The sequence below is a fragment of the Prolixibacteraceae bacterium genome, assembly GCA_019856515.1.
Classification (GTDB): domain Bacteria; phylum Bacteroidota; class Bacteroidia; order Bacteroidales; family Prolixibacteraceae; genus Halosquirtibacter; species Halosquirtibacter xylanolyticus.
In genome coordinates, this window is record CP082230.1 from 1,547,402 (window position 1) to 1,561,110 (window position 13,709).

14 protein-coding genes are annotated in these 13,709 nt (G+C 35.8%); 7 read left to right on the forward strand and 7 right to left on the reverse strand.

What is annotated here, in order from left to right:
* The first annotated feature begins 544 nt into the window (after window positions 1-544).
* Both K5X82_05245 and K5X82_05250 read left to right on the forward strand, forming a co-directional pair.
* Entirely contained in the window at window positions 545-766 is a 222-nt protein-coding gene (locus K5X82_05245) for a hypothetical protein (GenBank protein ID QZT38310.1), read from the forward strand.
* A gap of 19 nt (window positions 767-785) precedes the next feature.
* Entirely contained in the window at window positions 786-1,289 is a 504-nt protein-coding gene (locus K5X82_05250) for a winged helix-turn-helix domain-containing protein (protein QZT38311.1), read from the forward strand.
* On the opposite strand, the gene K5X82_05255 is transcribed toward K5X82_05250, so the two are convergent.
* Both K5X82_05255 and K5X82_05260 read right to left on the reverse strand, forming a co-directional pair.
* On the reverse strand, window positions 1,286-2,200 hold the full coding sequence (locus K5X82_05255; GenBank protein QZT39085.1) for an IS3 family transposase: 915 nt from the start codon (window positions 2,198-2,200) through the stop codon (window positions 1,286-1,288). The genes K5X82_05250 and K5X82_05255 overlap by 4 nt on opposite strands.
* Window positions 2,158-2,463, reverse strand: coding sequence for a transposase (locus tag K5X82_05260; GenBank protein QZT38312.1), 306 nt, complete (start codon window positions 2,461-2,463; stop codon window positions 2,158-2,160). The genes K5X82_05255 and K5X82_05260 overlap by 43 nt, the downstream gene beginning before the upstream one ends.
* Before the next feature lie 76 nt (window positions 2,464-2,539).
* Here K5X82_05260 and K5X82_05265 point away from each other — a divergent pair, with 76 nt between their 5' ends.
* Both K5X82_05265 and K5X82_05270 read left to right on the forward strand, forming a co-directional pair.
* Window positions 2,540-4,153 (forward strand): leucine-rich repeat domain-containing protein, encoded by a 1,614-nt coding sequence (locus K5X82_05265; GenBank protein ID QZT38313.1) that lies wholly within the window; start codon window positions 2,540-2,542, stop codon window positions 4,151-4,153.
* A 143-nt stretch (window positions 4,154-4,296) separates the two neighbouring features.
* Window positions 4,297-6,069 carry a leucine-rich repeat domain-containing protein gene (locus K5X82_05270; GenBank protein QZT38314.1) on the forward strand — a complete coding sequence of 591 codons (1,773 nt, stop codon included), beginning with the start codon at window positions 4,297-4,299 and terminating at the stop codon, window positions 6,067-6,069.
* Between the two features lie 179 nt (window positions 6,070-6,248).
* On the opposite strand, the gene K5X82_05275 is transcribed toward K5X82_05270, so the two are convergent.
* The 3 genes from K5X82_05275 to K5X82_05285 are packed head-to-tail and all read right to left on the reverse strand — an operon-like array spanning window position 6,249 to window position 7,645.
* The gene (locus tag K5X82_05275) at window positions 6,249-6,746 is read right to left on the reverse strand and encodes a hypothetical protein (GenBank protein QZT38315.1); all 498 of its coding nucleotides are present in this window, start codon (window positions 6,744-6,746) and stop codon (window positions 6,249-6,251) included.
* Entirely contained in the window at window positions 6,712-7,098 is a 387-nt protein-coding gene (locus K5X82_05280; protein ID QZT38316.1) for a hypothetical protein, read from the reverse strand. The genes K5X82_05275 and K5X82_05280 overlap by 35 nt, the downstream gene beginning before the upstream one ends.
* A gap of 1 nt (window position 7,099) precedes the next feature.
* Entirely contained in the window at window positions 7,100-7,645 is a 546-nt protein-coding gene (locus tag K5X82_05285) for a sigma-70 family RNA polymerase sigma factor (protein QZT38317.1), read from the reverse strand.
* Window positions 7,646-7,681: 36 nt separating this feature from the next.
* Here K5X82_05285 and K5X82_05290 point away from each other — a divergent pair, with 36 nt between their 5' ends.
* The 3 genes from K5X82_05290 to K5X82_05300 all read left to right on the forward strand — a co-directional run bounded on the left by K5X82_05290 (window position 7,682) and on the right by K5X82_05300 (window position 11,069).
* Window positions 7,682-8,320: an HDIG domain-containing protein gene (locus K5X82_05290; protein QZT38318.1), complete on the forward strand. Its 639-nt coding sequence runs from the start codon at window positions 7,682-7,684 to the stop codon at window positions 8,318-8,320.
* A gap of 64 nt (window positions 8,321-8,384) precedes the next feature.
* Window positions 8,385-10,376: a DUF4954 family protein gene (locus K5X82_05295; protein ID QZT38319.1), complete on the forward strand. Its 1,992-nt coding sequence runs from the start codon at window positions 8,385-8,387 to the stop codon at window positions 10,374-10,376.
* Window positions 10,377-10,442: 66 nt separating this feature from the next.
* Window positions 10,443-11,069, forward strand: a complete 627-nt coding sequence (locus K5X82_05300) for a copper homeostasis protein CutC (GenBank protein QZT38320.1) — start codon at window positions 10,443-10,445, stop codon at window positions 11,067-11,069.
* A gap of 143 nt (window positions 11,070-11,212) precedes the next feature.
* On the opposite strand, the gene K5X82_05305 is transcribed toward K5X82_05300, so the two are convergent.
* The gene (locus tag K5X82_05305) at window positions 11,213-12,004 is read right to left on the reverse strand and encodes a hypothetical protein (GenBank protein QZT38321.1); all 792 of its coding nucleotides are present in this window, start codon (window positions 12,002-12,004) and stop codon (window positions 11,213-11,215) included.
* A gap of 182 nt (window positions 12,005-12,186) precedes the next feature.
* Window positions 12,187-13,689, reverse strand: coding sequence for an NAD(P)/FAD-dependent oxidoreductase (locus K5X82_05310; protein ID QZT38322.1), 1,503 nt, complete (start codon window positions 13,687-13,689; stop codon window positions 12,187-12,189).
* Window positions 13,690-13,709 lie beyond the last annotated feature (20 nt).

Consider the following 13,709-nt stretch of genomic DNA (forward strand, 5'->3'; position numbering starts at 1 on the left):
AACGCAACATTTAAAGAGTTAGGTTATCTTATGATAGCTACTCTTAGAATATTAAGATTTTTACGTTGGTAATACGTTTTTGGTAAACTAACATTTACAATTTAAACGAGAAAGCTTATTGATTGCAAAAGCAGGCCTCAACTCTTCGGAGTAATCACATGGTGATTCATTGGAAGTTTGACCGATCAGGCACTCAAATCCTGTTATTAGGAGTTTTACTCAATACCATTACTGACGTAACATATAAAAAAAGAGTCTCTATTTTTAGGGACTCTTTTTTCATCTATAGTGTAAATTATAGAGTCTTAATGCAACAGGTTATCTTCATTTTACCAAAAGGTCAAACTCTCAAACGTTTTATTATTTGCGTTCATTAAAACAACCTCGATTCATGATTATCAATTGAAGGGAAGAAAAGCACCTTATTCATTATCGTTCTTAATTGACTCAAAAGGTGGTAAGATGGCTTGCTTATAGGTTTATCTTTATTCTACTTTTTTGATAAAAAGCTATTTTTGTAGAAGAACCAAAAGTAGACAAACCAATGAATATCCAACTCTTTATCATTATTTGTTGTATTCAAATTGTAGGGTTACAACTTACGCTTCTACGAAAAAAATATCGCAACCTTCCGAATGGTATTTTAAATATTATTCTGACTGGGACAATTTGTCACTATGGCTACTACTATCTTTTGTATAGTGGTATCATTCATCGTGGGACCTTAGGGGAGTTTCTTATTAACCCGACGGTATTATATCGATAATATTTACTATCTTTATTCCATGGAAAAAATAGACTATCGAACACTACCTGAATCGGAACGCCTCATTCAAAGAAAGAATGCGATTCGTTTAATAAAAATGGGTAAAAAGAAGCAAGATGTAGCAAAACTTCTTGGAGTTCGAGCCACTACAATATCTTCTTGGGTAAAGAAAAACAAAGCTAATGGTCTTTCAGGATTACAATCAAAGAAGAAAGGTGTAAAATCAGAAGATTTAAAGTTGCTTACCCTAGAACAAGAAAAACTAATACAGAGTCTAATTCTTGATAAGATGCCCGACCAGTTAAAGCTAAACTTTGCTTTATGGACAAGAAAGGCTGTACAGGAACTTATTCTAGATCAATTTGGTATAGTTATAGCAATAACTACTACTGGCGACTATCTACGTCGTTGGGGATTTACCCCACAAAAGCCAAAAAAGAGAGCTTATGAGCAAAACTCTGTAGCTGTTCAAAAGTGGCTAGATGAAGATGGATATGCAACTTTTTACCGGATAAAATATTAAGCCACATTTTTAATATACTCTTCCATAAACTCAGATGGTGTTCTGTAACCTAAAACTGAGTGCAATCTTTTCTTATTATACCATACCTCAATAAAATCAAAGATATCGGATTTAGCATGAGAGAAAGAGTGATAGTGCTTATGGTCAATTAGTTCTGATTTGATGATCTTAAAAAAGTTTTCTGCCACAGCATTATCCCAACAGTTCCCTTTTCTACTCATACTTTGAATCACCTTATATTTCTTTAAATCTGTTTGAAATACATCTGCTACAAATTGGACTCCTTGATCAGAGTGAAATAACATTCCTTTTTGGGGAGGACGATTTGTCTTAGCCATATTCCAAGCCCTCATAATTGTATTTTCCGCAGTCATATCCTTTGACATGGACCATCCAACAATAGAGTGGTCAAATAGGTCCATGATGGTCGTTAAATAAAGCCAACCTTGGTCTGTCGGGATGTAGGTTAGATCTGAGACCCAAACTTTTGTCGGTGCACCAGTCGTAAACTCTCTATTAAGATGATTCAACGCTACTCTTTTACCATGATTGGAAGTGGTTGTTTGTGGTTTATAGGATTTACAAATACAACTCTTAATCCCTTGACTTTGCATTATTCTTGCTACTCTATTTCTTGATGTACTCACACCAATTCGGCCTAACTGGGCCTTAATTTTATGGCTACCATATCGCCGTTTTGATTTATTATATATATCAAGTATTAATCCTGTATCTCGTTGTAAGGCTTCTTTTCTCTTAGATATACGACCACTTTTCCATTCATAATAAGATGAGCTGCTAACACCTAATACTTTACACATAATCTCAACAGGAAATACCATCGAATGACTAACGATGAACTCATATATTAACTGTCTGTCGAGGAGAATATGCCCACCGCTTTTTTTAATATGTCGCGCTCCATCTTAACCCTCTTAAGTTCTTGTTCTAAAATGCGAATACGCTTCTCATCCTCTGTTTCAACAATATTACCATTTCCTTGAAAACTATTATCCTCATACTTTTTAAACTGACGAACCCAACGACGAATCATAGAGCTATCTAGCCCATGCTCTTCTCCAACTTGAGTTGAACTACGGCCACTCAATACTTGATTGACAACCATCAGCTTAAACTCCTTATCATACCCTTGTCTTTGTTTACCTTGTGTCATAATGCAAATATATAAAATATAGATTACTAAGGACTTAACCTTATCTCCGGTCAAATGTAGCAATTCCATATTGGCCTTGTGCCATAAGAAAGGAGTATATGCAGGTCTATTTGGACAGACAAATTTTAAACATAATCTTACAATCCGATCAGTCAACTGTTACAATGCTAATTTGCTTATTGTTGGTGTCGCAACATTTAACTTTTGCATAAATAGGTCATTTGAAGTAGATCTGCCCAATAGTGTTAAAGAAATTGGCAGTTATGCTTTTGCAGGTTCCAAAATTGTAAACTTTAGTTTTCCAACATCACTTGAAACGATCAGCAACCATGCATTTTCTGGCTGTAGTGATTTAGGATGGACATCCACTATTCCCGATGGAGTTACTGAGATTACGAGTGGCGCATTCCAAGATTGTGATGAACTACAGGTTCATATTTCTAATCTTGTACGTCCCCATATAAAGAAGATCGAGGATCATGCTTTTTCAGGTTGTATTAATCTAAAAGGAAGCATACAACTCGAAGAGATAACCCACATTGAATATAATGCATTTTATAATTGTTCAAGCTTATCAGGGAATTTAGCTCTACCCAACACTCTTATCCATCTAGGGAACAGTGCTTTTGACTCTTGCACAGGATTAACAGGAGATCTAGTCTTACCCAACTCCCTCACCTATCTCGGACATAGCGCCTTTGATTCTTGTACAGGATTAAATGGTAACATAACTCTTTCAGAGAATCTCAACACAATATACTCTAGTACTTTTGCTCGATGTACAAATATAACAGGAGATATCACTATCCCAGATAAAATAACAACAATAGAGTCATTTGCATTTGTAGACTGTAACAATCTTAATGGAACACTAACACTTCCTGATGGATTAAAGACAATAGGAAACTCCGCATTTCAAAACACCAATTTTAGTGGAGAACTCCGTATCCCGAATCAAGTCTCTACTATCGGAAAATCCGCTTTTGAGGGTTGTCAAAATTTCGCACCAGGTAGTTTTATTCCAACCAATCTCTATATGATATCTGAAGATTGTTTTAAAAACAGTAAGGCATACAGACAAAATCTAAATATTCCAGAAAAAATCGACTTCATCGATTATTCAGCATTTAAGGCATATTCAACAGAAGATTTCAGAGAGATAAAATCAATTACTCTCCCTAAAAATTTCTACGAAATCAGCGAACTATCATTTCGAGGTTCGACAAAGAAACTTAAGAGAGTTACTATTTTTGCGGAGACACCACCAATTGTAAAGAAGTGGGTAGATAAGCCATTTAATCGATTACGAAGAAAAACACCTGATGAAATCATTGTTTTTGATGACGTGGTATATGATAACACAACACTTTATGTACCCAAAGGATTTGTAGATGTTTACCGAGCAGCACCTTTGTGGAGTAGGTTTACAAAAATTCAAGAAATTATTCCTACAACGGTTGATCAGTCAAGTATCACGAAGCCATACCAGGTGATAACTTCTCGTCATGGTATACGTATTATAGACCCCTCAAAGATCAAAGAGATACGATTTTACGACACCCAAGGTCGTTTGATTCATATTGAAAATGGAAACAGTGAGTTTATCACAACTCAAGCATATCAGAATCAAATAGTATTGGTGAAGATCGTATGTAAAGATCAAACGGTATACACTGAAAAGCTTATCTAATCCAAGATGGACAAATATTAGATGTAAGAGAGAGAATCAGATAGAAATAATCTTGTTATTTCTATCTGATGACTAGAGGTCGTCTAGGTAAAATCTTATATGAAACAATACACAACAACAAACATTGCATAATTATCACATACATGAATTGTCAAATATTTAGTATTAGAATTCTGGCCAATCATCTATTGACGTTAATAATATTATTGACATCGAGCTTATTGTCGGCACAAGATCTATCAAAGACACAAACAGATTGGGAATTTTCAGAGGTCACAATTGACGGGATTAATGGCATTAGCTTAAATCTATATAAAGGAAAAGGGACTCATGTAAGAGTACCAAAATCGATAGATGGAAAAAACATCATCGCTTTATGTTATAAAAAAGGTGGTTCAGCAGGACTATTTGGACAAAAGAACACTAGTCCCAATACCAGAGTCAGGTCTTTTGAGGCTCACGATAATGGAATACTTGTTATTGGCTCATCCACATTCAATAATTGCAATAACATCTCATTTAGTGTCCAACTACCCAACAGCGTAAAAGTTATTGAACGATATGCATTTGTAGGGTCAAAAATATCAAGCTTCACCTTTCCATCGTCTCTAACGACATTAGGAGACCACGCGTTTGCTTACTGTGAAGAACTATCTTGGGTATCTTCGATACCCGATAGTGTAGATGAAATTAAAAGTGAAACATTTTTTGAATGTAAAAATTTACATGTCAATTTCTCAGATCTTGTTTCCCCACATATTAAAAAAGTTGGTAGTCGAGCTTTTTCAGGATGTGGCAATTTAGTAGGAAAGTTTCATCTTACTGAAGTGACACACATCGGGTATTTTGCTTTTGAGGAGTGTAGTGGTCTATCAGGAAATTTAGTATTACCAAATACCCTTATAGAACTTGAATATTCAGCCTTTAATAAATGCTCTGGTTTGAATGGAACGCTTACTCTACCGGTAAACATCACAAAAATATCTACTGGACTTTTCTCTGGGTGCACTAATCTGAATGGTGATGTCACTATTCCATCAAGAGTAACTGCCATCGGAAATAGTGCATTTTTAAATTGTTCGGGTCTTAATGGAACATTAACTCTACCAATGAATTTAAAATCAATTGGTGATGCTGCTTTCAGAAATACAAACTTCACTGGAGAGTTACAAATCCCCAATAACTTATCGGATATTGGTAGATTTACATTCTATGATTGTAAGAATTTTCAACCAGGCAGCTTAATGCCAGAGAACATATATACCATACCTGAAGAGTGTTTTAGAAATAGCAGTGCTTATAGACAAAATCTAATCATTCCTGACAAAATAGATTTCATTGATTATTTTGCATTTAATGGAGATCCTGCAGATGGCGCACGAGAAATAAAATCGATCACACTCCCAGAGAATTTTTATGAAATTAGTGAACGTTCCTTTATCGGTACAACGAAACAATTAAAAAGGATTACAATATCTGCTGAAATGCCTCCAATTGTAAAGATGTGGGTAGACAAACGCTTCAATATATTAAGAAGAAAAACACCTGATGAAATTATTGTTTTTGATGACGAAGCATATGATAACGCAACACTTTTTGTACCGAAGGGATTTGTAGATGTCTACAGAGCAGCTCCTTTGTGGAGTAGGTTTACAAAGATTAAAGAAATTATTCCGACAGCTGTTGATCTGTCACTTATCACGAAGCCATATCAGGTGATAACATCTCGTCATGGCATACGTATTATAGACACCTCAAAGATCAAAGAGATACGATTTTACGACATCCAAGGTCGTTTGATCCATATCGATAATGGGAACAGTACGTTTGTTACAACTAAATCTTATCAAAATCAAATGGTGGTGGTAAAGATCGTATGTAAAGATAAAACTATATACACTGAAAAGTTGATTTAGAGAACGAGAGGCTAAAACACTTTAGTTCGGATAAAAAAATCCTCCCTCATAATAGATTGCTTGAATTCGTATGTTTTCTATGAAAATACATGGATAAAGAGGGTATCGTAAACATTTAAAAAAGAGAGACTAAATCAATAGGCTCTCTTTTTATTCACACAAACTTTACTTTATTGAAATCAATGCATTGGTCCTCTTCCTTTTCCGCTACCTCTACGATATTTTTTCATGAGGTACATACGATAATTCCTTTCTGCGAGATAGAGCCTAAGCGCTTTATGACCACCTAATACTTTTGCAAACTTTGTTTGATAAAGTCGAAGTAGGGTGTTCTCTCTCTCTACGGTCTTTAGTATACTCTCAGATAACGAATCCACTTCTTTATCAGAAGCATCTTTTGGCATCTCCTTAATCTGTTTAAAATAACTCTTTAAAAGGTCGTGTATCTCATGTCTTTTGTCACGATACTCATTATAAAGAGGCCAAAATTCTTGGGACTCTTGAGGCGTTAAAGATAGATAGTCCGTTAGATAAGCTATCTTTTCCGCTTTCAGGTCTCCTGACATACATTTTTGAGCGCAAGCATCATGAGGTGCCACCATAGCCATTATGGCCAAACAGATAAGGAAGATTGGGATAACCTTACTCTTCCACTTCTTCGCTATATATTGCATCATAAATCATTTTATTGTCCACTAAATATTCTTGAATATCTTGAATTTCATCTTCAGACAACCACTCTTCATCTAGAACTGGGGTCTGATTATTTTCAGAAACATATTGCTCTACTCTATCCATCATCTGTCGATTTTCTGACATCAAAAAGATATTCATCACCAATAAAGCAATGGATGCTGCAACTCCCACATACCCCCACCATGAGAAGCGAGTAGTGCTCTTCTGAATGATTTCACGCTCCATTTCAGATTCCTCAATCTTTTCCATTATATCAAAAGGAAGTTGATCAAAATACCCATCGGGAGTTCTCCACTCTTTATTATCTTTATTTATATTATCAAGATCTAACATATCAAACTAATCTTAACATTTCTTCTTCAACTTTCTTTTTTGCATGAAAATAGGATGCTTTTAATGCTCCTACAGATGTCTCTAGAATCTCAGATATCTGTTCATACTTTAGCTCGTCAAAATATTTCATATTAAAAACCATCTGTTGCTTCTCAGGCAATTTCAAGACAGCTTCATGCAATTTTCGTTCAATCTCACTACCATTAAAATAAGGGTCCGTTTTTATGTGTGCAACCCTATAATCGATGGATTCTTGGTTGAACATTTTCACCTCTCTCTTACGCTTCTCGATCAAAGAGATAGACTCATTAATCACAATACGATAGAGCCACGTATAGAGCGAAGCATCCCCACGATAGCGATCAATGGCTTTCCAAGCCTTCAAAAAGCTATCTTGCAGCACATCGTTTGCATCATCATGGGTCACAACCATTTTTCTTGCAAAATAGTATAGACGCTCTTGATACAATTGTACCAACATCTGAAATGCATATTTCTTTTGAGTTGGGACCTTCAATTGCTGCTTAATTACATCTTCTTTAGCCATTCCCAAATCAAATATTATTATCTATCTCAATCATCGATGATTATTCTTAATTCCAAATCTATTATATTAGACATAGATTATGAACGAAGGTTTAATCAGATTACAAAAAAAATGAAAAAGGTTGATATTTTAAATATAATTAATAAATACTATCATGCCACACCTACTGCACATAATATTCTATTAATACACAGTAAATTAGTTTGTAAAAAGGCATTAGATATAGCATCACGCAACCCACATCTTGATTTAGACCTTGATCTCATTGAACAAGGAGCAATGTTACATGATATAGGTATTTTCAAGACAGATGCCCCAGAAATAGGTTGTTATGGACAAGCACCATACGTATGTCATGGATATTTAGGAGGTCAATTACTTAGAGATGAAGGGTTAGATAATCTTGCCGAGTTTAGTGAAAATCACACTGGAGTTGGTCTGTCAAAAGAGTCAATTATGACACAACAAATACCTATTCCATGTCACGACTACATCCCTAAAACAGACGAACAAATTATTGTCTGTATTGCAGATAAATTTTTCAGTAAAAATCCTCGTTCACTACACAAAGAAAAAAGTATAGATCAAATCATTCGATTAATTGAGAAGCATAATGTTATAGATGGGGTAAAATTCAGAGATTGGATAAAAACATATCACATTATATCCTCCTAATAGCACTGCTAAGATGCTTTTTTTTATTACTTTTAAATTCCGAGAAAACAAACGAACAATAATAATGTACGAAAATCTAACAGTCGATCAAATCAACACCCTTGAGGACAATGGGTGTACCTCCTCCGATTGGAAAAGAGTGCTTGTTAAACAGCCACTTGACTGCGAGCGTATAAAGCATGTGCAGTTTCATGGCAACATACGTTTAGGGGTATTTGAAGATCAGTTCATTCTAAAAAATGGTATTAATAGGCCATCTGGAATATACTATGCGACCCTTTCAAACTGTACTATTGGAGATAACTGTAGAATAAATAATATACAAAATTATATTGCGAACTATACCATTGAAAGTCATGTTCGCATCGAGTCTCTTAACACACTAGAGGTGGAGGGAGACACTACTTTTGGTAACGGCGTTAAAGTTTCTGTTTTAGATGAAACAGGAGGACGACAAGTTCCTATTTTTGACCAGCTATCAGCTCACTTAGCCTATATCATTGCACTTTATCGCCATAGAGATCTAGCAGTGCGTGAATTAGAAGAGATGATCCAGAAGTACGCTGAAAAGCAACGAGCTTCTGTGGGTACGATTGGGGAATGGACAGTCATTGAAAACTGCAAAGAGATTAAGAATACTAAGATTGGCAAATATACCACCATTAATAATACCCATAGATTATGTAATGGGTCGATTAATAGTGTTAAAAAAGCACCTGTTAAGATTGGTTCTGGAGTTATTGCGAGCAATTTCATCGTAGCATCGGGGTCAGAAATTAGTGATAGTGCGATTTTGGATCACTGCTTTGTTGGACAAGGGTGTAAATTAAGCAAACACTATTCGGCAGAAAATTCATTATTCTTTGCAAACTGTCAGGGATACCATGGCGAGGCTTGTTCTATTTTTGCAGGACCATATACAGTTACACACCATAAATCCACTTTGTTAATTGCAGGTCTATACTCATTCATGAATGCTGGTAGTGGTTCTAATCAAAGTAATCACATGTATAAATTAGGACCAATACATGCAGGGATTATGCAACGCGGATCTAAGACGGCCTCTGATTCCTATATTCTATGGCCGGCAAAGATTGGACCATTCACCTTGGTTATGGGACGACACTATAAGAACTCAGATACAAGTGACCTTCCTTTTAGCTACTTGATTGAGAAAAATGATGAAAGTTACTTAGCACCTGCTGTAAATATTATGAGTGTGGGAACCATTCGTGATGCAGTTAAATGGCCGAAGAGGGATAAGCGTACAGATACCAATAAATTAGATTTAATAAACTGTAATCTTTTAAGTCCATTTACTATCAACAAGATGTACAATGGTCGTTCGATACTTAAGCAGTTGCAGACCGTCTCGGGTGTTACAAGTGAGAGTTACCATTATATGAGCACTAAGATTACAGCCAAGTCGTTAAAAAGAGGTATTCAACTATACTCTATAGGTATTACCAAGTTTCTTGGCAACTCTGTTATCTCACGTATCAAGAATATGGAGTATAACAAAGATAAAACCATCCAAGAGGTTTTGAAACCAAGTACAGCTTATGGTAAAGGTCAATGGGTAGATTTGGCAGGATTGATTACGCCGAAAGTGGTTGTAACCAATTTCATGGACAAGATAGAACAGAAAGAGATAAAATCTCTAAAACAAGTAAAGAATTATTTCGAAGATGCACATGCTAACTATTATGAATATGAGTGGACATGGGCAGCAGATCTTTTGGAAAAAGAGTTAAATAAGTCGTTAGATGAGATTGAGGTGAGTGATATTATTTCTTTGGTTGGTCGTTGGAGAGATAGTGTTATTGAGCTTGATAAGATGCTTTATAACGATGCAAAGAAAGAGTTTACACTGAGTAGTCGTACTGGTTTCGGACCAGACGGAGATGACAGTGTACAGATTAAAGATTTTGAACAAGTTAGAGGTACTTTCGAGACCAATAGTGTAGTTAATGAGATCATTCAACATATCCATCGTAAAAGCAAATTGGCTGCAGATGTGATTGACCAATTGAAAGAAGCCACAACTACAGCATAAGAAGTATCTGATTGTTATAATGATCATTTATGTTTATATCATTATTCATCACAAAAATATAGCCTCATGATAAAAGAAGTATGTGTTGAAAGTTTCCAAGAAGCGCTCAAGGCAGAGGCTTTGGGTGCATCAAGAATTGAATTATGTGAGAACCTACATGTGGGAGGAACGACCCCCTCGTATGGTACAATTGCGATGTGTAAAAGACACCTTAAGATTCCATTTTTTGTAATGATACGCCCTAGAGGTGGTGACTTTATATACTCGGATCTCGAGCTTCAGATTATGAAGAAAGATATCAAAGTGTGTAAAGAGCTAGGAGCAGATGGGGTGGTGTTTGGAGTGTTACGAGGTGACCATGAAATACACACTACTGCTGTAAGAGAACTATGTGAACTTTCTGGTAACATGTCAGTGACATTTCACAAGGCCATAGATACATGTCCACGACCAGACCTAGCCATCAAACATATTAAGATGATTGGCATGGTAGATCGGGTTCTCTCTTCAGGAGGGAAAGAGACGGCCTTAGAGGGGGCTGAAATGCTAAATAAGATGAGGCAAGCTTCCCAACAAGCTCCTATCGTGATTGTTGCAGGCAAGGTTACCAAAGAGAATCTTGAAGAGATAAAAAAAGCAGTCCCAGCCAAAGAGTTTCATGGAAGAAGATTGGTAGGAGATATATCAAAGTAATATTTGCAATCAAAAATAATGTCAAAAAGCCGAATACCACCAGTGGATATTCGGCTTTCATTTTTGATTAAAATTAAACCCTATTTGTGTTTGCCGATCATAATTTACAAGGGTCACACAAACCAATATTATGTAATTAAAAATTACATAGGAAGCATTACATAAAACTTCACTTGCAATTGCCATTTAAAGTCATCCAAAACATCTGGTCTGATGGCATTATAATACCCACTTACGGCAAGATTATATATGGCTTTTTTTGTTTTGAAAATTTGAGATGCACCAATACCAAAAGGGACAATCCACTTACCCAACTCTTCATTATAACTCAATAAAGGAGAACTATTAATCCCTGTTCCTGATTTAAATGAATAGTTTAAAATATACTGTAACGTAGAAGAATTAACTTTATTTCCCCCTACTCCCCAAGTTGGAGTATAGGCAGCCATCGCTAGAAATCCTTTGTTCTTATAAACAGCTGCAAGACTCACACCGATATTCCATGTATCATCCATATAAGTTTCATAATCTCCATAAGTGTTCGATTTTAAGATAATAGATGGACCAATAGCAGGGACAAAATACCCACCCCATAATTTAAGTGGCTTACGATAAGCAAAACTTGCACTATAAATGATATTACCTAACGAAGTTCTATTTTTACCATCTGTATACCTTGTATCAATCGGAATCATAGCAAAGTTAAACATTTGAATTTTTTCACCTAAGTTCACAGGAATAGAGGGTTCAATCCATAATGTATTGGCATCATGATCTGCAAATGTCAGATTATTCATTAATACCAATTTATATATTTTAGCAGTTGGATTTAATGCCTTCACAGACATTTCTTGCTTAGAATCAGCTGTTTCACCTTGAGCAAAAACCTCAATTGTTAAAGTGAGAATTAAAAATAAAAACAATGATCGTCTCATAATACTGTGATTTATACATTCAATATCACTTAAACATATATCTCAACATAAAAGTTCATCTCAATCTGCTAAATTCACATGATAAACAGAGGTTCTAAAAAATTACATAAAAAACCTACAGACAAAGGAATAACAATCTAATCCCACATATTACAAACTGATTGACACTAAAACAATAGAAACTAAGGCCTCCACTCTTTGACCTTTATTTCATCAGGAAAAACCTCTGGTTTATATATTGACATTCCCATCAATAAACGCAAACATTCCTGGATACCTTCAGTAACACTTGGATGAGGATGTGTATTCTTGAGAACTTCCTCCACAGTTAGATCTTGATTAAGTAGGTAAGCAAACGATGTGATGAAAGCAGATGCTTGTGGGCCACTAGCACGCATTCCTAATATCTTATTTTTTCCATCATCGGAGATCATTATTTTCACAAAACCGCGAGTATTTTGCATCGCAATAGCTCTATTCACAAGTGTGTTTGAATAATAAGCGGCTTTATAAGGGATCTTTCGTTCTCTCAGTTGAGACTCGTTCATTCCTACTGATGCTAATTCTGGCTTAAAGAACATCAATGTTGGGAGATGGCTATAGTCTAGAGGATAATCCACATTCGCCCATATAGCCTCTACGATATGACGTCCCTGATCTTCGGCTACACAGTATAATGCCTTATTACCGGTAATGTCACCAGCAGCAAAGATGTGACATTTCAAGAATTCGTCTAATGCACATTTGTTGTTTACATCTAAAAATCCTCTTTCAGAAGGAACAATTCCAGTATTTTCTAGACAAAGATGATCTGTATTCGGAATACGTCCAATGCTCACTAGTATTACATCCACTTCGATAACACGGCTATGTCCATCCTCATAATCTAATACAACATCTAATGAATCTTTTTTCTTTTTAACAGACCTAAAGTTGGCAGTATGATGAATATGAACTCCATTTTTCTCAAGTCCCTCAGAGACAAAGTCACTTACATCAGTGTCTTCAAAAGGTATTACGCGATGGGCTCTATCTAAAAGGTGAACTTCCGTTCGATTAAAGTTTGAGAATATCGTTGCAAACTCACAACCAATGATACCTGATCCAACAATAAGCATTCGCTCTGGAAATTTCTTTAGGTTTAATAGTTCATCAGAGTTCACTATTTGTTTTCCATCGGTGACCAGAACAGGATGTTGTCTAGGTCGTGATCCTGTTGCAACAATAAAGTAATCACCATGGATCATCACATTTCCATCTTCACCCAATAGTTTGATATCAATATGGTGGGGGTCAGAAAATTGAGCATGTCCACGATATAGGGTTAAACTACCTTTCTCAGGATGATCCTCATTGTATGCAAAAGTTTCTATTTGTGAAAGCATCTGATATTGCTTTGTCTTAGCAGCTTTTACGACCGTTTTTTTTACTTCTTTATAGTCTACAGTTAGATGTGATGCACGATAACCTCTATTGACTGCAGATGCGACAGCAAAATCGGCGGATAGTTCCCACATCGTTTTAGAAGTTAGTGCACCATTATAAACACCAGCTCCTCCCATATGCTTTGCCTCGACAATTGCTACTTTTTTATTGAAATCCACGGCTCTCATTGCTGCAGCAAAGCCAGCAGGGCCACTTCCGATCACAACTAAGTCAAAATGTTCTATATTCTCTTGTTGCATGAATTCATTTTTAAACATAT